Genomic DNA, 23,093 nt, shown 5'->3' on the forward strand with positions numbered 1-23,093 from the left:
AAGTATAAAATTTGACATAAAAAATTCCTAGTACACATTAGTATTACCAGGATTGGTGTTTTATCATTTAATTATTAGGTGTAAAACTCGGGAATTGAGAATTGAGAATTGAGAATTAAAGAGTTAAGAATAGAGCAAAAATAAGGAGTATGTGAAAACATACTCCTGAGGTTGTTGAAAAAGTCAACAATATCCAGACTGATGAAAACGCCACAGATTCGAGGCGCAAGAAAACCTACTCCTCTAATATTATATTAAAATTGAGACATAGGGGTATAATATGGTAAAATAATAATATCTAAAAAAGAAGGGAGAATAATATAATGACTGAAAAAATGAACTTGACTATGAAATTTAATTTGGATAAAGAAAAAGAAAAAAAGGCAAGAGAGATCATAACAGTAGTGTATAAAGCTCTTGAAGAGAAGGGGTATAACCCTGTTAACCAGTTTATTGGATATATATTATCTGGGGACCCTACATATATTACAAACCATAATGATGCAAGAAGTATCATTAGGAAAATTGAAAGAGATGAGCTGCTAGAGGAATTGTTAAGATCTTATCTAAACCAATAGGAGAGAGATAGCATTTGAAGTATTACAAAATTTCACTAATTTCCTTAGTATTAACTATGTTTATGTGCACTAGCTATAGCGTAAATAATCCAATTATGGAAGTTGACCAAGTTGATCAAATTAATCAAGTGGTCATGATTGTTGTTAATCGTTGTGATTTAAAACAGCTATATACTATGACACAAATACAGCACATAATGGATAATGGATATGTCGGACTAATGAATACCCGGGTATCTGGTAGAAATAGTGAAGCGAAGGCATATGCAACAATAGGGTGGGGTACTCGAGCAGAGGCTTCCTTAGAAACGGCTATTTTTCATAACGTGGATGAAGAAATTGCCTCCATTTATAAAAGAAGAACTGGTAAAGAAGTACCGGGCGTTGGTATTGTAAATACAAATATTCATAAATTAATTGAACTTAATCGTAGAGGTGAATTTAATTCATCACCAGGAGCGTTAGGAGAACAGCTTCGACTGGCTGGTCTTAATACTGCTGTTATTGGAAATAGTGATACAGATGACCGACAGGATAGAGTGGCTGGCTATCTAGCAATGGATAGCAATGGATATATCGACATGGGAGACATAAGTAGTAGGAGTATTTCAGAAGATATTTCTCGTCCCTTTGGGATCAAAACCGATTATGAAGAATTATTGCTCACCTTTGATGAAGTAAATAATAAAGCCAGCTTTATTGTTATAGAAACTGGAGATATGAACAGATTAGAAGCATATAAAGGAAACTTGACCCCATTTGCATATCAAACTCATAAGGAAATGATACTTAGTGAAATAAATAGTTTTATTAAGGTACTTGTATCTAAAATTGATTTCAATAGAACTATGTTAATGCTGGTTGTACCATATCCGTCTGAAGAAGCTTCAGAATATGGTGCTAGGTTAACACCAGTAGTTTTTTATTTTGGAGGATCCGAAGGAGGACTATTAACCTCTGATACAACAAGAAGAGAAGGTGTAATTGGTAATATAGATATAGCACCAACTGTTTTAAATTACTTAAATGTTGCAAATGCAAGGAATATGACGGGTAGAAATATAGCATTAATAGATCGTGATGAAGCTTATGAGTATATTAGCCTTCTCAACAAACAAATTGTCAACACTTCAAGACAGAGGTATAGAGTCCTTTATAGCTTTGCTGTTTTTGAAATGCTGATATCTATATTAGCATTGCTTGCAATTATTTTTAGAAAAAAATTGAATAGATCATTAAGAGATATTATATCTCTTCTTTTGTTGGGGACAATAATACCTCCTTTAGCCTTTCTAGTCATCCCAATATTTGGATATAAAACAGCAACTATAATCTATTTTCTTTTAATAACTATAACTGCTTTAATAGTTATAACTACTTATTATTTGTTAAATAGAAATCCAATTAAAATTATTGTTGTGTCATCGGGTATAATTTTATTGGCTTTGACGCTGGATATTTTGACTGGCCAACATTTGATTAAGCAATCAATAATGGGGTATGACCCAATTATAGGGGCGAGGTATTATGGAATAGGTAACGAATATGCAGGTATATTAATTGGAAGTAGTCTTGTTTTTTCTACAGCCTTAATTGAGTACAATAAAAGATACATTAAACTTATACCTATATTATATATAGCTTTGGTTATGGCCATTGGACTTCCCATTTGGGGGGCAAATGTTGGTGCCACCATTACTGCAACGGTTTCTTTTCTGTTTGCAAGCTTGAGACTATATAGTAAAAAAGTAAAGCTGAAATCATGGGTGTTAATAGCAGCTATTGTTACTTTTATTGTAACAGTAATGGCATTAATAGATCTATTTTTACTGGAAAAACAGTCCCATTTAGCCTCTGCAATACAGCAAATAATTAATGGTGGGCCTATGGTGGTTATTCAGATACTGACAAGAAAGGTTGCAATGAATATAAGGGTAATGGGAGTTACAATTTGGAGTAGGGTTTTATTAATAGCAATTGTTATACTGGGAATTTTATTTTATAAGCCAACGGGGTTATTTAAAAGAATATCTAATACATACCCTAAGCTGGCTGTTGGATGGAGTTCTATATTAATTGCTGGTGGAGTAGGCTTTTTAGTTAATGATTCGGGTGTAGTTACTGCTGCTATGTCAGCCATTTACTTAACTACCACAATTTTATATCTACTAATAAATGATATATACATTGAGGTTAAAGATTAAATACTAGGATTATTTAACTTAATTCAGACTAATGCTTAGCTTGTATTGGAGTGATAAAATGAAAAAGAGAAGGCTTGGTAATACAGGCTTGCAGGTTTCTAAGCTATGCTTTGGAAGCTTAACGATGGGGCCTCTTCAGGCTAATTTGACCCCCGATGAGGGTGGTAAGCTACTTAGGCATAGCTTTGAGAAGGGTATTAATTTTATAGATACAGCTGAGTTATATGAAACATACCCTCATATTTTAAAGGCATTGAATGGATATAAAAGAGATGAAATAATAATTGCATCAAAATCCTATGCATACTCCAAAGCAACTGCAGAAGCAAGCCTTAAAAAGGCATTAAAGGAAATGAAAATTGACTATATTGATATATTCCTTCTACATGAGCAGGAAAATGAAAACACAATACGTGGCCATAATGAGGCATTAGAATATTTTGTTAAGATGAAGGAAAAAGGTTACATAAGAGCATTTGGCATCTCTACTCATCATATAGCAGCTGTAAAGGCTAGTGGGTCAATAAACGAAATTGAAGTAATTCATCCAATTGTAAATATGTCTGGTTTAGGTATACAGGATGGAAATATTGAAGACATGCTATTGGCCATAGATAAGGCCCATAAAGCTGGGAAGGGCATTTATGGAATGAAGCCATTGGGCGGGGGTAATCTACTTAGGAGCTTTAAAGAATGCTTCGATTTTGTTTTGAATATATCCTCACTGGATTCAATAGCAATCGGAATGCAAACAATAGAAGAGATTAATATAAATATTTCCATAGCTAATGATGGTACATGTAGTGAAGCTTTAAAGAATGTAAAATTAGATAATAAAAAGCTTAGTATTTCCGAATGGTGTGAAAAATGTGGAAAATGTGTCCATGCATGCAGTCATAATGCATTAAAAATAAAGCATGATAAATTATTAATTGACCATGATAAATGTGTTTTATGTGGATATTGCTCTAAATATTGTCCTCAGTTTTGCATAAAGGTGGTTTAGGAGGAGTTCAAATGCCAAGAATAATGGGTTTAGATGTAGGAGATAAAACAATAGGAGTAGCTGCCAGCGATCCTTTAGGGTGGACTGCACAGGGAATTGAAACTATTCAACGAATCGGCATTAAAAAGGATTTGCAGCGTTTAGAAGAAATTATTAAAGGGTATGAAATAGAGATGATTGTGGTGGGCTTGCCTAAAAATATGAATGGAAGCCTTGGACCCCAAAGCGAAAAGGTTTTAGAATTTGTTGAAAGACTTAAGAAACGATTTAACCTTGAGGTAGCCTTATGGGATGAAAGACTGTCTACTGTTGCGGCTGAAAGAGATTTAATTAAAGCTGATGTAAGTAGAAAAAAAAGAAAAGAAGTAATTGATAAAATGGCAGCAGTTTACATTTTACAGGGATATCTTGACGGTAGAAGCAAATAATTACAGTAACATGTATTTTTTTAAACATATTTAGTATATAATACATATGTGGCAAAGACCATAATGAAAGGAGATTAGAAAAATGGAAGAAAGAGAAAATATTATATCTTTGGTTGATGAAGAAGGAAATGAAGAGGATTTTGAGGTAGTAATGACTCTAGAGGTAGAGGATAAGGAATATGCAATATTAATGGCACTTGAATCAAATGAAGAGGAAGAGGCATATATATTTAGAATAGTAAATGAAGAAAACGAAGAATACACTTTAGTTGCTATAGAAGATGATGAAGAATATGATAATGTAATTGCTGCTTATGATGCTATTATGAACGAAGACGAGGAAGAAGAAGAGTAAAACAAAACCCACATAAATAAAGATGTGAGTTTTTCAACAGTCTAAGATGGACTTTTACCAAGTCCATCTTTTCTTTTTATTAATAGTTAGGCTAGAAATAAATGCTATTACAAAAGTAATTGTAAGTATAAAGCTAAAAAAGTATGTTGCTATCTGTGTTTCTAGCATAGGAAGTCCAATTCCTGTTTTAAATATTATTGGTGGTAAAAGTATTAATCGATCTAGCCCAATTAGGTATAATAATAAAGAAGCCAGTACAATAGGAATTATTATTACTGAAGCGGTAGAAAAAACAAAGGACAAAAACCTAGCTCCATCATGATATCCTCTAATAAAACCTAAAACAGCACCTAATACTGAAAGTACAGGAAATATATAGGCAGGGTTAAAGAAGGCTTCGATATCAGGGTATAGTTCATTAGCTAGTATTGAAAATGTCAAACCCAAAATAAAACCTAAGAATAAACCATGAATAGTATGAAATAAAAGCTCTTTACTTGTTTTCATTACAACCCCCCTCATCCTTTGTTATATAAAGGATAACTTTTATTTTAGTATAACATAAGTAGGTGAAAATTATGAAAATTTTTGTTGAAGGAGAATTAATAAATGGTTTTTTTGTTAATCGAATTAATAGATTTATAGCAGAGGTGTGTATCGATGGACGAAAAGAAATAAGTCATGTTCCAAATACAGGTAGAATGAAGGAGCTACTTGTCCCTGGTGCAAGGATAATATTAAGAAGAGTAAATGATCCTAAGAGAAAAACAACCTTAGATCTTCTAATGGTCTATAAAGAGGATTTACTTGTTGCAATTGATTCAAAGCTTCCCAATAGCTTGCTTGATAAGGCCTTTAAGAATCGAGAAATAGAAGGCTTTAACCAGTATAATCAAGTTAAAAGAGAAGTATCCTTTGGTAAAAGTAAATTTGATTTTTCTCTAAATAATACTAGTCAAAATGCCTTGATTGAAGCTAAGTGTGTTACCTTGGTTAAGGATAATTATTTGGCCACATTTCCAGATGCACCAACTGAAAGAGGAACGAGGCATGTTTTGGAGCTAATTGAAGCAAAAAATCAAGGAATAAGAGGTGCAGTTTTTTTTATAGTGCAAAGAGAGGATTGTAATAAATTTACACCCAATGTAGAAATGGATAAGTCATTTTATAATGCAGTGGTAATGGGGATGGAAAGAGGTATTGAATTTTATGCGTATAATTGTAAGGTGGCTCCAAATTATATAGAATTGATGAAACAGCTGGAAATAGAGATGTGAGTAAAAGATTAAATAAAAACATTAATGATAAATGTTGAATGTTAAATGGTGAATGGTGATAAAAATAAAAATAAAAATAAAAATAGCAATTGAAAATTGAAAATGGAAAATTGTGAATTAAGAGTTGAGAGTTAAGAATTGAGAATTAAGAGTTCATTATATAATCAAAAATTATAGGAAATCATTGACAAAATATCGTTAAAAGTGTATACTATTACTTGAAAAGTGTTATTACTTGAGAAGCGAGGTAATTTTATGGATAACCTAATGGATGTACTTAAGGAGAGATTGAAGGAAAAGGGATTCAAGCTTACTCCACAAAGAAGAGCTACTTTAGATGTTATTTTTGGAAATCAAGGTAAGCACTTAAATACTGAAGAAATCTATGGGTTAGTTAAGGAAAAATGTCCTGAAATTGGGTTAGCCACTGTATATAGAACTTTACAGCTTCTTGAGGAAATGGAGTTAGTATCAAAACTAAATTTAGATGACGGTTGCAGCAGATATGAATTTAATAATCATGAAGATGACCATCAGCATCATCATCTTATTTGTCAAAGCTGTGGTAATGTAATAGAAGTCGAGATCGATTTATTGGACCAACTGGAGCAAGAAATAGAGAATGTATATCAATTTAAGATAAAAGATCATAAAGTTAAGTTTTTCGGGATTTGTTCAGAGTGTTCCTAAATTACCAGTCTTGTGGTTTCTTGCAAGACTTTTTTAATGTATTTTAAATTGAATATAAACCCAGTGAATTTTATTAAAGAGCAAAAATTCTTTATATGCTTTTAAAAATTTTACTTTGGGACAAAATATAAATAAGAAAAAAAATATAGATTATGATGAAATTATGTTTAATCGTTGAAAATAGATATTATACAACTTAAGCAATATAATAAAAACTGTAAATATGAAAGCAATAAAAATTAATTTACATTTACAAATTTGTTATTATTATATTATTCATAATTATGGTAGAATATCTAGGTGTAAGTTGTTCGGAAGATCATTAGATAATGATTTTTAGATATATTGGGCGGAATTAAATAAATAAGGAGTGAAGTAATTTGGGGAGAAAACCAACAAAATTAAAGATAATACCTCTTGGAGGCTTAAATGAGGTAGGTAAAAATATGACTGCCTTTGAATATAAGGATGAAATATTAGTGCTTGACTGTGGATTAAGCTTTCCTGAGGATGAGATGCTGGGGATAGATATTGTAATACCTGATATTACTTATTTGATTAAAAATAAGGAAAAGATTAAAGGTATTGTTCTTACCCATGGGCATGAAGATCATATAGGCGCATTACCCTATGTGTTAAAGAAGATCAATGTTCCTGTATACGGAAGTAGATTAACATTAGGATTAGTGGAAAATAAGCTAAAGGAACACAAGATGAATAATTTGCATCTGGAAAGGATTAAACCTGGAGACATTATAAAGCTTGGTGTGTTTAGTATTGAATTCATTCATACAAATCATAGTATACCTGATGCGTGTGCTTTAGCTATTCAGACTCCGGTTGGAACAATCCTTCATACAGGTGATTTCAAAATTGACTATACTCCAATTGATGGTGAAATGATAGATCTTCATAAATTTGCTGAAATTGGACAAAAAGGTGTACTTCTAATGATGGCAGATAGCACAAATGCTGAAAGACGTGGTTCAACAATGTCTGAGAAAAGTGTAGGTGTTACCTTTGAGAACATTTTTAGAAATACTAAAAAGAGAATTATAGTTGCTACATTTGCTTCAAACGTTCATAGAATACAACAGGTTATGGAAGCCGCCCACAAATATAACCGTAAAATTGTTGTATCTGGTAGAAGTATGATTAACGTTGTAAATGTTGCCAATGAACTGGGTGCATTAAATGTACCTGATGATATAATAATAGACATAGACCAAATGGATCAATACGAAGATGAAAGAATCGTGATTATTACTACAGGTAGTCAAGGAGAACCAATGGCTGCACTATCAAGAATGGCAAGCTCTGATCATCGAAAGGTTGAAATTCGTCAAGGAGATTTAGTGGTATTTTCTTCAACTCCTATTCCTGGAAATGAAAAGCTTGTTAGCAGAGTAATTAATCAATTATTTGAAAAAGGTGCTGAAGTAATCTATGAAAGCTTAGCTGATGTTCACGTATCAGGACATGCTTGCCAGGAAGAGCTTAAGCTTATGCATCGCCTTGTAAAACCTAAATATTTTATACCGGTTCATGGAGAATTTAAGCACCTAAAAAGACACGCACAATTGGCTGAAGAACTGGGTATGCCAAAAGAAAATATATTTACTATACAAAATGGAACCATAGTTGAACTTACTAAAGATTATGGCAAGGTTAGCGGAAGTGTTCCTTCTGGTAGAATTCTTGTTGATGGTCTTGGTGTAGGTGATGTTGGTAACATAGTTTTAAGGGATAGAAAGCATTTGGCTGAAGATGGATTAATGGTTATAGTTGTAACAATTTCTCGAGAAACAGGGAAAATTATAGCAGGACCTGATATAATTTCACGAGGATTTGTGTATGTAAGAGAATCTGAGGATCTTATGGTTGAGGCAAAGGATGTAGTAAGAAATGCATTGGATAGCTGTGGACAGCAAAATGTTAGAGAATGGTCCGTTTTAAAGAGTTCAATACGTGATGCATTAAAGGATTTCTTATATGAGAAGACTAAAAGACGACCGATGATTTTACCAGTAATAATGGAAGCCTAGTAAAACATGAAAAAGTGAAGAGTTAGTTAAATATAAAAAATGAAGTCATAAAAGGATGACTTCATTTTTTATATTATGTATAATATACCTTGGAGGGGATTAGTTTGAATATACTATTATATTTATTAATACTATTGCTAGGTGCATTTATAGGATCTAAAAACCTTTTGAAGGCAAAAATTATGAATAATGTTGGAACCATACAAACCTTTGCTTTATTATTTTTACTATTTGTCATGGGTGTAAAAATTGGTTTAGATAAAGACATTATATATTCATTGGGTACAATTGGCCTACAAAGTATTTTTTTAGCCGTATTTTCCATAATATTTAGTATTATAGGCGTAAGAATAATATCGAGTAAAGTTCTTAGAGAGAAGGTGAAGACTGAAAATGACATTTAAAATTTTGGCAGCTGTCTTTCTAGGTATATTTACAGGGTTTTTTCTTTTTCCAGAGTATTTAGTATCACATATTGGATTGTTAATAGACTTTGGCTTATGTCTTCTTTTATTTTTTGTAGGAATTGATATTGGTAAACAAAAAGACATATTGATTAAAATTAAAGATATGGGTTTTAAAATACTATTAGTACCTATTATGATTGCCTTTGGTAGCATTATGGGTGCAATGATAGGGGGAGTATTATTAAAAATGCCAATTAATGAGGCAGGAGCCATAGGTGCAGGCTTTGGTTGGTATTCCCTTTCAGCCATTGAGCTTTCTAAGCATAGTGCTCAATTAGGTACCCTTGCTTTTGCTACTAATGTATCGAGGGAGGTAATTGCACTTATTACTATACCTAGTATTGCAAAATATTTTGGAAAGCTGGAATGCATAGCTCCAGCAGGGGCAACGGCTATGGATACAACCTTACCAATTATTTCAAAATCTACAGATGGGGGTATTGCAGTTATTTCCTTTATTACGGGAGTTGTATTATCATCATTAGTACCAATACTAGTGCCCTTAATGATGAAGCTTAATTTTTTATACTAACTTTATCATATAAGATTGAAACTATGAATAAATAGTAGTAGAATCTTACCAGCTCTTTCTGATTGATGTTCTATCAATATTGATATAGAATATAAATATATAAAGTTTTTTATAGATTTATTTATATCAAATTCCAACTAGTTCTGGTAATTTGTGCTGAAGTATGCATGGAATTTCCAGTATATTAGCTGCAGTGAAGCAGCTATGTAATTATAAAAGGGGGAAGTATCATGAACGCATATGACTATGCACACCAATTGGCACATGCCTTAAAAAATAGTGAAGAATACAAAACATATAAACAATTGGAGATGAAATTAAATGGTCATCCTGAAGTAAAGAAGGCAATGGATGATTTTAGAAAACGTCAATTTGAAATTCAAAGCGCACAAATGATGGGTCAAAAAGTTGAGGAGGATAAGATAGAAAAGCTACAGGAACTCCACAACATGTTAATGAAGGATCAAATTATTAGTGATTTTATGCATTCGGAGTTTAGACTAACTCAAATGATGTCAGATATCTATAAAATACTTGGTGAAGCGTTAGATCTTGATTTTAGCTTTGGACAAGATTAGATTATGTTTAATTTTAGTGACAAATCTTGTTGTTTTTAATACCTAAAAATAAAGATTTGTTATATACTTTTATTTTGAAAGCAGCTCTTAGCTGCTTTTTTTATTTGTGAAACCTTGTGTTTTTATAATGATAATAATATAATAATATTCGGAAGAATTTATGAAATTTGTTGAAATACATATATAAATATTTTTTTTGACAATTAGAATAGTTAAAATTTTCCTATGTATTACATTAAAATTGTGGAGAAACTGTAATATAACAGGAAATGAATCGTTTATAATGATACGTGGGATGGATAGTCCACGTTTTATTGATGTATTGGAAGTATTAGCATACAATTACCATACAATTATTGCCTTAGGTTAAGTTAGGAGATGTTTTAATTGGGTAATATTACTGACAAATATGTAGAAAAATATATAAGAGAAGTACTACCAGAGCAAAAAGGAATTTTTAAGGAAATGGAAGAATATGCTGAAGAATTTAAGGTTCCAATTGTTCATAAAGAGGTAGCTGCACTATTGCAGGTTTTAGCAAAATCTATTAATGCAAAAAGAGTATTAGAGGTAGGAACGGCAATTGCATACTCTACATTATTACTATGTGATGCTATGAAATTAAATGGTGGACATATAACAACAATAGAACGTAACGATTCAATGGTGTTAGAAGCAAAAAAAAACATTTTAAAATCAGGTATGGAGGATAGAGTAAGGCTAATACAAGGTGATGCACAGGACGTTCTTAAATTTCTTGACAATGAATATGATCTAATATTTTTGGACGGAGCAAAGGGGCAGTATAATGAATTTTTAAATGACTGTTTACATCTACTGAAGCCCGGTGGACTATTAATCTCAGATAATATTCTATTTAAGGGAATGATAGCAACTGATATGTACGCTATTAGAAGAAAAAGAACAATAACAAATAGAATGAGAGCATATTTAGAAACGATTTGTAATCATTCAGAATTAGATACTAGTATTATCCCAATTGGTGACGGTCTGGCCATTAGCTATAAAAGTAGGAGGATCTAATATGAGAAAAGTTGAACTTTTAGCACCAGCAGGTGATTTAGAACGTCTAAAAATTGCAATTCTTTATGGCGCCGATGCTGTGTATGTAGGTGGTCAAATATTTGGACTTAGGGCTGCGGCAAAAAACTTCACCATAGAGGAACTGGCAGAAGGAGTGGAATTTGCACATAAAAGAGGAGTTCAAATTTTTGTAACGGCCAATATTATACCTCACAATGAGGATCTACATGAACTGCCTGATTATCTTAAACAATTGTACAGTATAGGAGTTGATGCCATCATAGTGTCTGATCCAGGTACATTTTCTATGGTAAGAGAAGCTGTACCAGAGATGGAAATTCATATAAGTACGCAGGCTAATAATGTAAATTATAAAACCTTTCAATTTTGGCATCAGCTAGGTGCTAAACGAGTGGTACTAGCGAGAGAGTTGTCTGTTAATGAGATAAAAGAAATTCGTGATAATATACCTTCAGATCTAGACCTTGAGGGCTTTGTACATGGAGCTATGTGTATTTCTTATTCAGGTAGATGTTTGCTAAGTAATTATATGGCAAATAGAGATGCTAATAAAGGGGAATGCGCACAACCATGTCGATGGAAATATGCATTGGTTGAAGAAAAACGTCCAGGTGAATATATGCCAGTTTATGAAGATGAAAGAGGTACCTACTTCATGAATGCAAAGGATTTATGTATGATCCATCATGTAGATAAGGTTATTCAGGCTGGTGTTTATAGTCTTAAAATAGAAGGTAGAATGAAAACAACCTATTATGTTGCTACTGTAGTAAGAGCCTATAGAAAAGCAATAGATAGCTATCTAAAGAACCCAGAGAATTGGACTTGCCCTCCTGAATTATATGAAGAGCTACAGAAAGCAAGCCACAGAGAATTTACTACAGGCTTTTATTTTGATAAGCCTGGTAAGGACGAGCATCTCTATACGGAACATTCATACGTAAGAAATTATGAGTTTATAGGTATGGTTTTGGAGGGAGACAAGGGTGATGGAATTACTGTTGTTGAGCAAAGAAATCGCTTCTATAAAGGAGACAAAATAGAAATTCTTACACCAAGGGAAGAAATCATACATACAACAATTGAGGACATGTGGGATGAAGACGGCAATTCAATTGAAGTAGCACCCCACCCTAAGCAGATAGTAAAAATGAAAATTAACTGCGAAGTAGAGCCTTATGATTTGCTTAGAAAAGAAAGAGTTGAATAAAAACTATATAAGAGAGGAATGACTTATATTGAAAAGGCCGATTCTAATTGGAATAACTGGGGGGACAGGATCGGGTAAGAGTACTGTCGCAAAAGCAATTTTTGAAAGCTTGTCCCAAAAGAATATATTAATTATTGAACAGGATTCTTATTATAAAGATCAAAGTAACTTAAGCTTTGAAGAAAGAACAAAAACTAATTATGACCATCCATTTGCATTTGATACAGAGCTATTAGTTGAACATATGAAATCTCTATTATCTAACAAACCTATAGAAAAACCTATTTATGATTTTGAAAAGCATAATAGAAAAAAAGAAACAGAGCTAATTCGCCCTAAAGATATTATTATACTTGAGGGTATTATGCTGCTTGATGTTCCAGTTTTGAGAGAAATGATGGATATTAAAATATTCGTAGATACAGATGCAGATGTAAGAATTATTAGAAGAATTGTAAGAGATATAAATTCAAGAGGAAGAACTCTTGATTCTGTAATAAACCAATACCTAACCACTGTAAGACCAGCCCACCTACAGTTTGTAGAACCTAATAAAAAGTATGCAGATATAATTATACCTGAAGGCGGAAATAATCAAGTGGCAATTGATATAATGGTGGCGAAAATTAAATCAATAATTTCTGAAAGAAGTATTGTTTAGAGGGTAACAGATGTTTAAATCCCCTATCATTTGATAATAATATAAAAAAGATAGGGGGATTTTTATGCTTAAAAACCCAGATGAAAAATTAAATAAAAACATAATAACAAAAAGACTTTTATTTTTAGGTGTTATATCTACCATATTTATTATAGCTCTGGGTATAAGATTATTTTATCTTCAGATTGTCAAACATGATCTTTATACAACAGAGGTCAACAAGCAACGAAGTCTAACTATTCCATTAAACAGTGGTAGGGGTTATTTTTTTGACCGTAATTTTATTCCTTTAACAGATAGAACAGAAGACGTTGTAATTATACTATTCCCACAGCTATTCATCCAAAACGAAGAAAATTTAAGCCTTCTAGAGTCAATTACTAATATTCCTTCTTCAAATTTAGAGAAGCGAATTAAGTCAACTCAGGCTCCCCTGGAGTTTGATGTTGAAGTTGATATTAATTGGAAAGCAGAAGAAATAATAAGAACAAGAGGGTTATTTATTGTAAATAGAAGATCTAGATACGACGACAATCCGTTGCTAGCACATATCATAGGATATATCAATAGTACTGATAAAAAAGGAATGTCAGGCTTGGAAAAATCATTTAATAGTATTTTATCAAACTCAGATGAAAAATCATTAGCAGCTGTTGTTGATGGGAGGAAAAGGTTTTTGCCAGGTGAAGGTTATTACTTTAATACCTCCACCAAAGAAAGTACCCATGTACAATTAACTATTGACTTTCATTTTCAAAAACTAGTAGAAGAGATTTTAGACAAGTATAACAGTAATGGTGCAGTTGTAATAAGTGATATCAAAACAGGTGAAGTATTAACCTTGGCCAGCAGGCCAAACTTTGCTCCTAACAATATTAACTACCATTTAAATAGTAGTGGAGATGAGCTCTTCAACAAAGCAATTCAAATGACTTTCCCACCTGGTTCAATTTTTAAATTGATTGTTACGGCAGAGGGATTAGAAAAAGGTTTAATAGATATTGATGAAAGCTTTTTCTGTAGTGGCGTAGAGATTATTGGAAACACACAAATACGATGCAGCTCCCATAATAGAGGAGGACACGGAGATATAACTTTTAGAGATTCCTTTGCTGAATCCTGTAATTCTACTTTTATACAAATTGGACAAAAAATAGGAGCAAAGAATATTATAAAAATGGCAGAAAGATTTGGATTGGGAAAAAAAATAGATATAGGAGTATTAGAGGAAGAATCAGGAAATCTTCCACAAGGTGACAGCTTACTAGGGCCCTCCATAGGTAATATTTCGATAGGACAAGGCGAAATAGAGGTTACACCCCTACAGATAAATCAACTCACACAAATAATAGCCAATAATGGTATTAAGAAAGATCTTAGCTTAATAAAAGCAATAGTTGATGATAATTACGGAACAATAGAGACATTTAAGGAAATTAAAGAGGAGGTAATTATATCAGAAGAAATTGCATATGAGCTTCAAACTCTTATGAATAAAGTAATGATGGATGGAACTGGAAAACTAGTCGGAGGATTGGCTCCCTTAACAGCAGGTAAAACTGGCTCTGCTCAGTCCACCGACAGGGGAGTAGCAACTCTTCATGGATGGTTTACAGGTTATTATCCTTATGATGAACCTAAATATGCAATTACAATATTTATTCAAAATGGTGGCTTTGGAAGTCAGGCTGCAGTACCTATTTTTAGAGATATTATTGAGGAGATCATTAATAAAGGAGAACCATATTAAGGTTCTCCTTTATTAAATTTCAATTAAAAATAGACCAAGGCAGACAAAGGTAATTTATATAAGTACATGCACATATGTAGATTCTTCCACATATTATTAAGAGTGACCTATTATTAGGTTTTTAGGAAGGAGCTGATCTACATGTGGGCAGTTTTATCAGGAATATTTCCTTTGATTGCAAAGCCTTTTATGCTTTCAGTTTCTTACATCTCCAGCAGTACGTCCTTCCCTCAGCCTTTGAGTCCGGAGGAAGAGACAGAGTATTTAGCAAGATTCGAAGAGGGAGATGAAGAGGCGAGGAATATACTAGTTGAAAGAAATTTAAGATTAGTTGCACATATAGTTAAAAAATATAGTAATATAGGCTGTGACAGTGATGATTTAATTTCCATAGGAACTATTGGATTAATAAAGGGTATTACAACGTTTGATAGAAGTAAGGGAACAAGACTAGCAACATATGCAGCAAGATGTATCGAAAATGAAATATTAATGACTATTCGTTCCAATAAAAAGCTAAAAACCGAAGTATCTTTGCAGGAGCCAATAGGCATGGATAAGGAAGGTAATGAGATAAGTCTCCTGGATCTATTGGGAACGGAACCAGACAAGGTACTTGAAGAGGTTGAACTTAAGATGCAGATTAAAAAGCTATACAAAAAAATGTCTTCAGTATTGAAGAAAAGAGAGCGAATAGTTTTAGAGCTACGATATGGCATAAGCTGTGGTGGTAGCATGACTCAAAGGGAAATTGCAAAGATGTTAGGAATATCGAGATCCTATGTTTCAAGAATTGAAAAAAGAGCAGTTAAAAAACTCTTTAAATCTTTTCAGAATAATGATGAAAGCTAAAAGTAGAGTGTTTTTTTAAAATACCGAGGTTATATATTAAAAAACTATATGTAATAATATAAAATCCCAATATAATTGCGCTAATAATGCGTCATTATATTGGGATTTTTGTAATTTTATTAATTACTTGCTTCTACCGGCTTAGCATACTCGAAGCCTTGAACCTTATTATATCTTGGTACTATAATATTTGCTTCTCGCTTAATATTTACCTGAAGATTTGTATTTTTATCAATCTCATGCAAAACTCCATAATCGATATTAAGGGCAGTTTCAAGTGCTTTAGCATCTCCAATTGCAGCAACATGAATTGGTGGTGTCACCGGTACTGAATTAATAATTATGTTTCTGGAAGTAGGAAGTATCTCAGTAGTGGCAAGAACTCTTTGATCATTAATAGTAATTGCATCTGCACCAGCACCGTTTAATATATTAATTATATCAATTAAATATAAATAGCTATCATAGTGTCCATAATAAATAGGTTCGTTTTGAGGATCAGAAATACTAACTACAATTCCAGGACCTTCTAATGAGCGCATTCCTGCTATTGATTGATATTTTTTAAGTTCTTCCTGTAAATTCTTAATTAGGTAACTTTCGCTAGCCTCTGATAACTCATAGGATAAAATTTCATTTTCTAGAATCCTTATCTCCTCTTTAAGGGATTGGCTTTCAGCACGTAAGTATTCTAGCTGTTTCATCATCTGTTGGGCTTTTTGTGTTGATAATAGCCCTTCACCTGTAGTACTTCTTACAGTTTGAAACTGCATCGCAATAATAAGTCCAAGAATTAAGAGTAATGCCCCCATAACTATGTTTTTTTGTTGGATTTTCATTTTAATGCCTCCGATTAATCTATATATTAAACTAGCGTGTACTATATTTTAGATGGATGATAATTATAAAATAAAAGCTAAACTCCACAACATAATAAAAAACAATAATATATGCTTTTTAATTATATCATAATTGAAACCTTAAGTTTTGAAGGAAAATAAAAATTTTTTAAAATTATTTACATTCTTGATGGCTTTTAAAAAGATATGAAACTTCTTATCTTATTATCTTGCGCTCTTTTTTTATTTCACTAGTTTAAAAATCGGGTTTTTATTAACTTTATACTTTGTTACAGTATAAAAATTAACAAAAATTTAGACTTTTAGAATGGAATTTGTTACTATTATGATTAAAGAGGTATACAGGAATACAATTACATAGCTTGATGACTAATATTAACACAAAATTTCCTGTGAAGGAGGGATAAAAATGGAAATACTAAGTCCAGGAAGAAAAATAAAAATGCTAAGAAATAAAATTGGTTTAAGGCAAGATCAACTTACAGATGATAAAATTACCAGAAGTCTTATCAGTATGATTGAAAATGGAAAAAGAAGCTTAAACCAAAAGACTGCCCTCATCATAGCAGAAAAACTAAATTTGTACTATAAAAATATAGGTAAAGAAATAACTCTAGAATACTTACTAGAAAAAGAAGAACAACAGGCAGAAAAAATAATAAATGATCTAATTAAAACATTGCAGCCATTTTTACTGGATAAAAAAGACATAGATGATTTACATGTAACTGATCTCTTCAACAAGGCAATTAGCCTATCAAATGATTGGAAGCTAGATTGCAAGCTAGCAGAGGTTTTGAATGTTAGAGGAGTCTACAACTTAGAGTTTGAGAATTATAACGATGCATTAATGGATTTCTTTAATTCAGTTGAATTTTACCTTAAGGAAAAAAACTATAGTAAAATAGTAGATTTATATATTAAAATAGCTAAATGCTATTTAATGTTAGATATGACTATACAGGCAGTATTTTTTTGTGATAAGGCTTATGCTATGGCAGACACATATAAAACTTCAAAACATGATGAGACACTGGTTATAGCCATTTGCAATAAAATTATTAGTTTCAAAAGAGCTAATAAATATGATCATTCTCTAAAATCCATCAACCAGCTAAAAGGAATTAGAGGCGTAAGGGAAGATATAATGGACTGGGCATTATATATGGAGGCTGCTTCATTACTATGCTTGAAAAATTATGATAAATCAATAAAGCTTTTGGAAAAGCTTTTAAATAAAGAAAATAGACTTAATTCCAAAGTTAGAGCTTTCACTTTTATGAAAGTGGCATGCTACTATATAGAAAAAGGTAATAGGGATTCAGCATTAAGTTTTTTAAATGACTCTAAAGATATAATTAATAATCTTAAGTATGATGAGAAAGCAGAAGCTTTATTAGAGCTTTCAGAGGAATATTTTAAACTTGAAGAAATTAATAAGGCATTAGATGCTTTAGATGAAGGAATCAACCTAAATGGATTTTATTTCAAAAGTGAGATTTTTATTGATATGAATATCCTTTATTCAAGAATATATATGTCTTTACAAAACTATGATTTGGCAATAAACTTTTTAAAGGAAGCTGAAGCTCTAGCATTAAAGAAGTATAATATAATAAGACTTAAGAAAATTTATTGTTATTTTGGAGATATATTTAGTAAATTAAAAGAATATGAAGCTTGTGAAGAGTATTTCAAAAAAATTAGGAATATTTAAGTTTTATTTTTCAGTGTCTTTTTCAAAAACCAGCACCCTTACGTATGTCTTTATATTCGGTTTGCTGGTTTTTTTGTGTCTTTGGTAGGAGTTTATAAATTTTGAAGGATATTTTTAATGATATGTAGTATTATATACTAAATGCATACTGATGGGAGTATATAATATTACTAAAAGGAGGATTATTTAATGATACTTTCAGGTAAAGAAATAGAAAAGAAGATTGGAAAAGAAATTTGTATTGAGCCATTTAATAAAAGTCAATTAAACTCTAATAGCTATAATTTAAAGCTACATAATGAATTATTAGTATATGAAGAGCCGGTGCTAGACATGAAGAAGGAAAACAAAGCAAAGAAAATTGTTATACCGCCTGAGGGTTTATTACTTGAGACAGGTAGATTATATCTTGGTAGAACCCTTGAACATACAACCACAGATGGTTATGTTCCAATGCTGGAGGGAAGATCATCCATAGGCAGGTTAGGATTATTTGTACATGTAACTGCAGGGTTCGGAGATGTTGGTTTTAGCGGCTTCTGGACTTTAGAAATGTTCTGTGTGCATCCAATAATTATTTACCCGGAAACTGAAATATGTCAGATTTTTTACCATAAAATTGAAGGGGAATACGAAAAGTATACTAGCAATAAATATCAAAACAATAAAGGCATTCAGCCTAGCCTTTTATTTAAGGATTTTAAGTAGGCAATAGCTCAAATATGATTATCCTGTAATACATTAGTATAAACTCTATAAATATTAACTAACTATTCAAAAAAATAAATCCAGATGACTATTGTCTGGATTTTATTGATGGTATAAAATAAACAATAATACTATACAAACTAACCTTCGACAAAAAAATAGCAAGTAGACCTAAAAAAATCGCAAAAAAAAAACAAGGGATGGATAATCATGAAAAATTCTATTAAAGGCATTAAAGTAAAGACTTGTAAAAAGTGTAGAACTCCTATTCATGAGAATACGATTTATGATTATTGCTCAAGCTGTTATAGAGTTGTAGAGGAAATCTTTGAATCTATTCGGGAATATTTAAGGGAATACCCAAATTCTACTGCCTTTGAAATTGAACAAAGATTAGGCATACCAATTCATGTGGTTAATAATTTCGTGAAAGATGGAAGATTAATTGAAATAGCAAATGAATTCCTAAATCTAGAATGCTTAAAGTGTGGATGCTTATTATTATCAGCCCATCATAAATACTGTCCCCAATGTGAAATCAAAATGATAAGAGAAATGGAAAGTGCAAAGGATGATCTAATGGGTAATAGAGAAGTGGAACATAAAGGCAAAATGAGATTTAAGACCTATTGGAAATAATTACATCAAATTCTTGCATAGATGAGGTTAAAAGCGATATAATCCTATATATAACTAACTATTACATTATGAAGTTCTCTTTTTGGGGGAATAATAATTGTAAAGTCAAAAACGAGGTGATTAAATGAAGCTTCTAACCCCAGACCTATATGTAGAGTCAGTGTTTCATTTGAATTTGCAAAAGCTTAAGGATCGTGGAATAAAAGGTCTGATAATTGATATTGATAATACACTAGTAGCTTGGGATATTAAATTTGCAAGTGAAGATACTAAGAGTTGGTTGCTAAAACTATTAGATGAAGGATTTAAGGTCTGTCTGGTATCAAATAATACAGAAGATCGTGTAGTTGTTTTTAATGAAGAGCTCAAGCTTCCTGCAATACATAGGGCAACTAAACCAAGAAGAGGCGCCTTTAGAAAAGCTATGGCTAAGCTTGATACAAATTTAAATAATACTGCTGTAATTGGAGATCAAATTTTTACCGATGTTTTAGGTGGTAATCGAATGGGATTATTTACAATACTTGTTATACCTATAGAAAGTAAAGAGTTTTGGTGGACAACATTTGTCAGAAAGATTGAAAAACATGTATTGAAAATTGTGATACCAGGACATAGGGGAGACGTATAATTAGATATTAAATTTTATTATAGTAAACTGTGGAGTAATTGTCCACAGTTTTTTAGATAATAGGAAAGTTCTACTTTCCTATTATCTAAAAAACAGGAGTTGTAGAGATAGTTTCATAAACATACTTTAGAAAACTTGTTATTTAAACAGGAATTTCATATTTTTGATAGAATAAAATAAATTGATGGAGGCCTAAAATGGTTAAGACAACTTACAGCTTGGACTAGGAGGTTAATTAATGGATGTTTTAGAATTACTATCGAAATCAATTGCTGAAAAAGCTTCAGATCTACATATTACAGTGGCCGTTCCACCAACTATGAGGGTGAATGGGAGCCTAATATCAATTGCAGTAAACCCATTAACACCTGAAGAAACTAAAATGTTAGTAAAACAGGTATTAAGTGAAGACCATATGTCTATACTTGACGAAAAGGGCGAAGTAGACTGTTCGTATTCTAGCCCAGGGTTAGGAAGATTTAGAGTCAACGCCTTTAAACAACGGGGGAGCTATGGGATGGCCTTAAGAGTTGTCGCGTTAACTATCCCTACTATGGAAGATTTAGGAGTACCTGAAGCAGTAAAGGAAATGGTTAGAAAGCCTAAAGGGCTAATATTAGTAACAGGCCCTACTGGTAGCGGAAAATCGACTACGCTGGCTTCAATGATTGATCTTATTAATAAGGAAAGAAACTCCCATATATTAACATTAGAGGATCCAATTGAATATCTACACAAGCATAATAAAAGCATTGTTAATCAACGAGAAATAGGGAATGATTCAAAGAGCTTTTCAAATGCCTTAAGATCAGCTCTGCGACAAGATCCAGATGTAATACTGGTAGGAGAAATGAGAGATTTGGAAACAATAGCGATAGCTATTACAGCGGCGGAAACCGGTCATCTTGTCTTGTCTACACTACATACATTAGGGGCAGCCAAAACTATAGATCGTATAATAGATGTTTTCCCTCCCCATCAGCAGCAGCAAATACGAGTACAGCTGGCTTCAGTTATACAGGGTGTAATATCCCAGCAGCTATTGCCGATAAAGGATGGCTCTGGAAGAATTGCAGCCTTTGAAGTAATGTCTGCCACAACAGGCCTTAGAAATTTAATTAGGGAAGGTAAAACCCATCAAATACAAAATTCAATTCAAACTGGCTCGAAATTTGGAATGCAGACCATGGACTCAAGCCTCATTGATCTATATAAAAAAGGCTTTATCTCAAGAGAAATTCTCCAAAACCAAGCCGTAGACTTAGAGCTAATAAAGAGGATGATAGACATTTAGCATACATTTATCTCTACAAATGTGGGAAAATGCCAAACTGTGTATAAAGCAAATACAGTTGATGTAAAAGTTGAAGCAGGAGCTTTTATTAATAGTTTATATATCTAAAATGTCATGTTTGCATAATAATATTATGTAATCTTAGGAGGACAATAATATGCATTTATTGATTTTTATATTTGGCTTGTTAATTGGCTCCTTCTTAAATGTATGTATATGCCGTATTCCAGAAGAGAAATCAATTGCTTATCCAACTTCTCATTGCACCAAATGTCGATTTCATTTAAAGCCTATGGACTTAATCCCAATATTTAGTTTTATTGCCTACAGGGGAAGGTGTAAATATTGTAGTGGAAAAATATCCCCTCAATATCCGCTAGTAGAAATCATGAACGGAATTTTATATTTGCTTTTATTTATTAAGTTTGGCTTTTCTATTGAATTTCTCCAATATGCATTACTATCAAGTCTATTAGTTATAATATTTGGAATTGACTATTCCCATCAGATAATACCTGATGGTTTGAATAAACTTATTTTAGTATTAGGAATTTTATTCCATGCCCTTCCTAACTTTAATTCACCTAACATTCTATTAAATAATGTATTGGGCTTTTTTGTTGCAGGCGTCTTATTTCTTATTATTGCGGTTGTAACAAAAGGGGCAATGGGTGGTGGTGATATTAAACTGATGGCTGTATTAGGCTTTTGGTTTGGCTTAAAGGAAGTAATACTCATTACTTTTTTGTCTTTCCTTTTAGGAGGAGTTTTATCAGTAATAATTCTTTCATTTAAAATAAAAGAAAGAGAGGATTTCATCCCTTTTGGGCCATTTATAGTTATGGCTACAATTATAACAATATTTTACGGAAATATAATTACTAATTGGTACATTTCAACCTTTCATTTATATTAGTTATCAATTATACTATTATTTTTTTACATTAAGGGTGGAGGGATTAACTTCTGCTTTTTTTATCCGTTTTTAGATATTTGGTCCCAATTGAAAAGGTATTTAAAAAAGTATGTAGAATTGATTATGTAACATATAAAATATGGAAATATTAAAAATCATTATGTTAATTTATCACTAGAAGTAAGCTTTCAGTGATAAAAGATTTTATATCTATAAAAGGAGGTATAATAGCATGAAGGTGAAGAATTATATGGAGGATGTAGTAGAACACCTTCTTCCCCAAATTTTACAGCAATTTAAAGATAGTTGCACTTGTGAAAGATGTATAAGCGATATTAAAGCACTTTCATTAAATAACTTAAAGCCCAAATATGTAGCTACTGAAGCTGGCGAGGTATATGCTAAGGTAAGTGAATTATCAAGCCAATTTGAAGCTGATGCTATTAAAGCAATTGTTGATGCAGCAAATACGGTAAAAGAGCATCCTAGACATTAGTCAACAATGTGATTCAGTAATGTAAAAAAAGGTATAAAAAAAGATATATAAGAAAAATTTCTAATTATTATTTGAATCCTATTCAAACCTTTAATTATATGGTATGATATTATAGGATTTTAAGAAGGAAGGGT

General features: G+C 31.9%; 25 protein-coding genes. 23 read left to right on the top strand and 2 right to left on the bottom strand.

The window, feature by feature from the left end; translation table 11 throughout:
• Nucleotides 1-323: 323 nt before the first annotated feature.
• The 5 genes from BLP68_RS16255 to BLP68_RS16275 all read left to right on the top strand — a co-directional run bounded on the left by BLP68_RS16255 (nt 324) and on the right by BLP68_RS16275 (nt 4,571).
• Entirely contained in the window at nt 324-578 is a 255-nt protein-coding gene (locus tag BLP68_RS16255; RefSeq protein WP_091545806.1) for an IreB family regulatory phosphoprotein, read from the top strand.
• Nucleotides 579-592: 14 nt separating this feature from the next.
• A complete protein-coding gene (locus BLP68_RS16260) occupies nt 593-2,782 on the top strand; it encodes a hypothetical protein (RefSeq protein ID WP_091545808.1) in 2,190 nt (729 codons plus the stop codon).
• Between the two features lie 58 nt (nt 2,783-2,840).
• Complete coding sequence (locus tag BLP68_RS16265) at nt 2,841-3,788, top strand: aldo/keto reductase (protein ID WP_091545809.1); 948 nt, start codon at nt 2,841-2,843, stop codon at nt 3,786-3,788.
• Nucleotides 3,789-3,799: 11 nt separating this feature from the next.
• Nucleotides 3,800-4,216, top strand: a complete 417-nt coding sequence (gene ruvX, locus BLP68_RS16270; protein WP_091545811.1) for a Holliday junction resolvase RuvX — start codon at nt 3,800-3,802, stop codon at nt 4,214-4,216.
• An 82-nt stretch (nt 4,217-4,298) separates the two neighbouring features.
• Entirely contained in the window at nt 4,299-4,571 is a 273-nt protein-coding gene (locus BLP68_RS16275) for a DUF1292 domain-containing protein (protein WP_091545813.1), read from the top strand.
• Between the two features lie 54 nt (nt 4,572-4,625).
• On the opposite strand, the gene BLP68_RS16280 is transcribed toward BLP68_RS16275, so the two are convergent.
• The gene (locus BLP68_RS16280) at nt 4,626-5,078 is read right to left on the bottom strand and encodes a hypothetical protein (protein WP_091545815.1); all 453 of its coding nucleotides are present in this window, start codon (nt 5,076-5,078) and stop codon (nt 4,626-4,628) included.
• 71 nt (nt 5,079-5,149) lie between these two features.
• Between BLP68_RS16280 and sfsA the strand changes: the two genes are divergently transcribed.
• The 11 genes from sfsA to sigK all read left to right on the top strand — a co-directional run bounded on the left by sfsA (nt 5,150) and on the right by sigK (nt 15,698).
• Nucleotides 5,150-5,848, top strand: coding sequence for a DNA/RNA nuclease SfsA (sfsA, locus tag BLP68_RS16285; RefSeq protein WP_091545816.1), 699 nt, complete (start codon nt 5,150-5,152; stop codon nt 5,846-5,848).
• 255 nt (nt 5,849-6,103) lie between these two features.
• Nucleotides 6,104-6,538, top strand: coding sequence for a Fur family transcriptional regulator (locus BLP68_RS16290; protein ID WP_091545818.1), 435 nt, complete (start codon nt 6,104-6,106; stop codon nt 6,536-6,538).
• 380 nt (nt 6,539-6,918) lie between these two features.
• A complete protein-coding gene (locus tag BLP68_RS16295; RefSeq protein ID WP_091545820.1) occupies nt 6,919-8,583 on the top strand; it encodes a ribonuclease J in 1,665 nt (554 codons plus the stop codon).
• 104 nt (nt 8,584-8,687) lie between these two features.
• Entirely contained in the window at nt 8,688-8,987 is a 300-nt protein-coding gene (locus BLP68_RS16300) for a LysO family transporter (protein ID WP_091545822.1), read from the top strand.
• Nucleotides 8,977-9,582, top strand: a complete 606-nt coding sequence (locus BLP68_RS16305; protein ID WP_091545824.1) for a LysO family transporter — start codon at nt 8,977-8,979, stop codon at nt 9,580-9,582. The genes BLP68_RS16300 and BLP68_RS16305 overlap by 11 nt, the downstream gene beginning before the upstream one ends.
• Nucleotides 9,583-9,812: 230 nt before the next feature.
• A complete protein-coding gene (locus tag BLP68_RS16310) occupies nt 9,813-10,160 on the top strand; it encodes a YlbF/YmcA family competence regulator (RefSeq protein WP_091545825.1) in 348 nt (115 codons plus the stop codon).
• Nucleotides 10,161-10,547: 387 nt separating this feature from the next.
• Nucleotides 10,548-11,204, top strand: coding sequence for an O-methyltransferase (locus BLP68_RS16315; protein ID WP_242877010.1), 657 nt, complete (start codon nt 10,548-10,550; stop codon nt 11,202-11,204).
• A 1-nt stretch (nt 11,205) separates the two neighbouring features.
• Nucleotides 11,206-12,435, top strand: coding sequence for a peptidase U32 family protein (locus BLP68_RS16320; protein WP_091545827.1), 1,230 nt, complete (start codon nt 11,206-11,208; stop codon nt 12,433-12,435).
• 28 nt (nt 12,436-12,463) lie between these two features.
• Complete coding sequence (gene udk / locus BLP68_RS16325; RefSeq protein WP_091545828.1) at nt 12,464-13,096, top strand: uridine kinase; 633 nt, start codon at nt 12,464-12,466, stop codon at nt 13,094-13,096.
• 64 nt (nt 13,097-13,160) lie between these two features.
• Nucleotides 13,161-14,846 carry a peptidoglycan D,D-transpeptidase FtsI family protein gene (locus BLP68_RS16330; RefSeq protein WP_091545830.1) on the top strand — a complete coding sequence of 562 codons (1,686 nt, stop codon included), beginning with the start codon at nt 13,161-13,163 and terminating at the stop codon, nt 14,844-14,846.
• 141 nt (nt 14,847-14,987) lie between these two features.
• Complete coding sequence (sigK, locus tag BLP68_RS16335) at nt 14,988-15,698, top strand: RNA polymerase sporulation sigma factor SigK (protein ID WP_091545831.1); 711 nt, start codon at nt 14,988-14,990, stop codon at nt 15,696-15,698.
• 119 nt (nt 15,699-15,817) lie between these two features.
• Here the strand turns inward: sigK and BLP68_RS16340 are convergent, their stop codons facing one another.
• Nucleotides 15,818-16,537: a DUF881 domain-containing protein gene (locus tag BLP68_RS16340; RefSeq protein ID WP_091545833.1), complete on the bottom strand. Its 720-nt coding sequence runs from the start codon at nt 16,535-16,537 to the stop codon at nt 15,818-15,820.
• A gap of 430 nt (nt 16,538-16,967) precedes the next feature.
• On the opposite strand from BLP68_RS16340, the gene BLP68_RS16345 reads away from it, so the two are divergent.
• The 7 genes from BLP68_RS16345 to BLP68_RS16375 all read left to right on the top strand — a co-directional run bounded on the left by BLP68_RS16345 (nt 16,968) and on the right by BLP68_RS16375 (nt 22,959).
• A complete protein-coding gene (locus BLP68_RS16345) occupies nt 16,968-18,275 on the top strand; it encodes a helix-turn-helix domain-containing protein (RefSeq protein ID WP_091545834.1) in 1,308 nt (435 codons plus the stop codon).
• Between the two features lie 189 nt (nt 18,276-18,464).
• Nucleotides 18,465-18,983 carry a dCTP deaminase gene (gene dcd / locus BLP68_RS16350; protein ID WP_091545835.1) on the top strand — a complete coding sequence of 173 codons (519 nt, stop codon included), beginning with the start codon at nt 18,465-18,467 and terminating at the stop codon, nt 18,981-18,983.
• Nucleotides 18,984-19,193: 210 nt separating this feature from the next.
• Nucleotides 19,194-19,622, top strand: a complete 429-nt coding sequence (locus tag BLP68_RS16355; RefSeq protein ID WP_242877011.1) for a hypothetical protein — start codon at nt 19,194-19,196, stop codon at nt 19,620-19,622.
• Between the two features lie 124 nt (nt 19,623-19,746).
• Nucleotides 19,747-20,253, top strand: coding sequence for a YqeG family HAD IIIA-type phosphatase (locus BLP68_RS16360; RefSeq protein WP_091545838.1), 507 nt, complete (start codon nt 19,747-19,749; stop codon nt 20,251-20,253).
• A gap of 238 nt (nt 20,254-20,491) precedes the next feature.
• Complete coding sequence (locus BLP68_RS16365; protein ID WP_091545840.1) at nt 20,492-21,547, top strand: type IV pilus twitching motility protein PilT; 1,056 nt, start codon at nt 20,492-20,494, stop codon at nt 21,545-21,547.
• 157 nt (nt 21,548-21,704) lie between these two features.
• Nucleotides 21,705-22,463, top strand: coding sequence for a prepilin peptidase (locus BLP68_RS16370; protein WP_091545841.1), 759 nt, complete (start codon nt 21,705-21,707; stop codon nt 22,461-22,463).
• Nucleotides 22,464-22,695: 232 nt separating this feature from the next.
• Nucleotides 22,696-22,959 (top strand): late competence development ComFB family protein, encoded by a 264-nt coding sequence (locus BLP68_RS16375; RefSeq protein WP_091545843.1) that lies wholly within the window; start codon nt 22,696-22,698, stop codon nt 22,957-22,959.
• The last annotated feature ends 134 nt before the right edge of the window (nt 22,960-23,093 follow it).

It is taken from the genome of Alkaliphilus peptidifermentans DSM 18978, assembly GCF_900101495.1.
Taxonomy (GTDB): domain Bacteria; phylum Bacillota; class Clostridia; order Peptostreptococcales; family Natronincolaceae; genus Alkaliphilus_C; species Alkaliphilus_C peptidifermentans.

Coding starts and splice junctions, on each gene's coding strand:
- BLP68_RS16255 (WP_091545806.1), top strand. CDS start 324: ATGACTGAAAAAATGAACTTGACTATGAAATTTAATTTGGATAAAGAA.
- BLP68_RS16265 (WP_091545809.1), top strand. CDS start 2,841: ATGAAAAAGAGAAGGCTTGGTAATACAGGCTTGCAGGTTTCTAAGCTA.
- ruvX (WP_091545811.1), top strand. CDS start 3,800: ATGCCAAGAATAATGGGTTTAGATGTAGGAGATAAAACAATAGGAGTA.
- BLP68_RS16275 (WP_091545813.1), top strand. CDS start 4,299: ATGGAAGAAAGAGAAAATATTATATCTTTGGTTGATGAAGAAGGAAAT.
- BLP68_RS16280 (WP_091545815.1), bottom strand. CDS start 5,078: ATGAAAACAAGTAAAGAGCTTTTATTTCATACTATTCATGGTTTATTC.
- sfsA (WP_091545816.1), top strand. CDS start 5,150: ATGAAAATTTTTGTTGAAGGAGAATTAATAAATGGTTTTTTTGTTAAT.
- BLP68_RS16290 (WP_091545818.1), top strand. CDS start 6,104: ATGGATAACCTAATGGATGTACTTAAGGAGAGATTGAAGGAAAAGGGA.
- BLP68_RS16305 (WP_091545824.1), top strand. CDS start 8,977: ATGACATTTAAAATTTTGGCAGCTGTCTTTCTAGGTATATTTACAGGG.
- BLP68_RS16310 (WP_091545825.1), top strand. CDS start 9,813: ATGAACGCATATGACTATGCACACCAATTGGCACATGCCTTAAAAAAT.
- BLP68_RS16320 (WP_091545827.1), top strand. CDS start 11,206: ATGAGAAAAGTTGAACTTTTAGCACCAGCAGGTGATTTAGAACGTCTA.
- BLP68_RS16330 (WP_091545830.1), top strand. CDS start 13,161: ATGCTTAAAAACCCAGATGAAAAATTAAATAAAAACATAATAACAAAA.
- sigK (WP_091545831.1), top strand. CDS start 14,988: ATGTGGGCAGTTTTATCAGGAATATTTCCTTTGATTGCAAAGCCTTTT.
- BLP68_RS16340 (WP_091545833.1), bottom strand. CDS start 16,537: ATGAAAATCCAACAAAAAAACATAGTTATGGGGGCATTACTCTTAATT.
- BLP68_RS16345 (WP_091545834.1), top strand. CDS start 16,968: ATGGAAATACTAAGTCCAGGAAGAAAAATAAAAATGCTAAGAAATAAA.
- dcd (WP_091545835.1), top strand. CDS start 18,465: ATGATACTTTCAGGTAAAGAAATAGAAAAGAAGATTGGAAAAGAAATT.
- BLP68_RS16355 (WP_242877011.1), top strand. CDS start 19,194: ATGAAAAATTCTATTAAAGGCATTAAAGTAAAGACTTGTAAAAAGTGT.
- BLP68_RS16360 (WP_091545838.1), top strand. CDS start 19,747: ATGAAGCTTCTAACCCCAGACCTATATGTAGAGTCAGTGTTTCATTTG.
- BLP68_RS16365 (WP_091545840.1), top strand. CDS start 20,492: ATGGATGTTTTAGAATTACTATCGAAATCAATTGCTGAAAAAGCTTCA.
- BLP68_RS16370 (WP_091545841.1), top strand. CDS start 21,705: ATGCATTTATTGATTTTTATATTTGGCTTGTTAATTGGCTCCTTCTTA.
- BLP68_RS16375 (WP_091545843.1), top strand. CDS start 22,696: ATGAAGGTGAAGAATTATATGGAGGATGTAGTAGAACACCTTCTTCCC.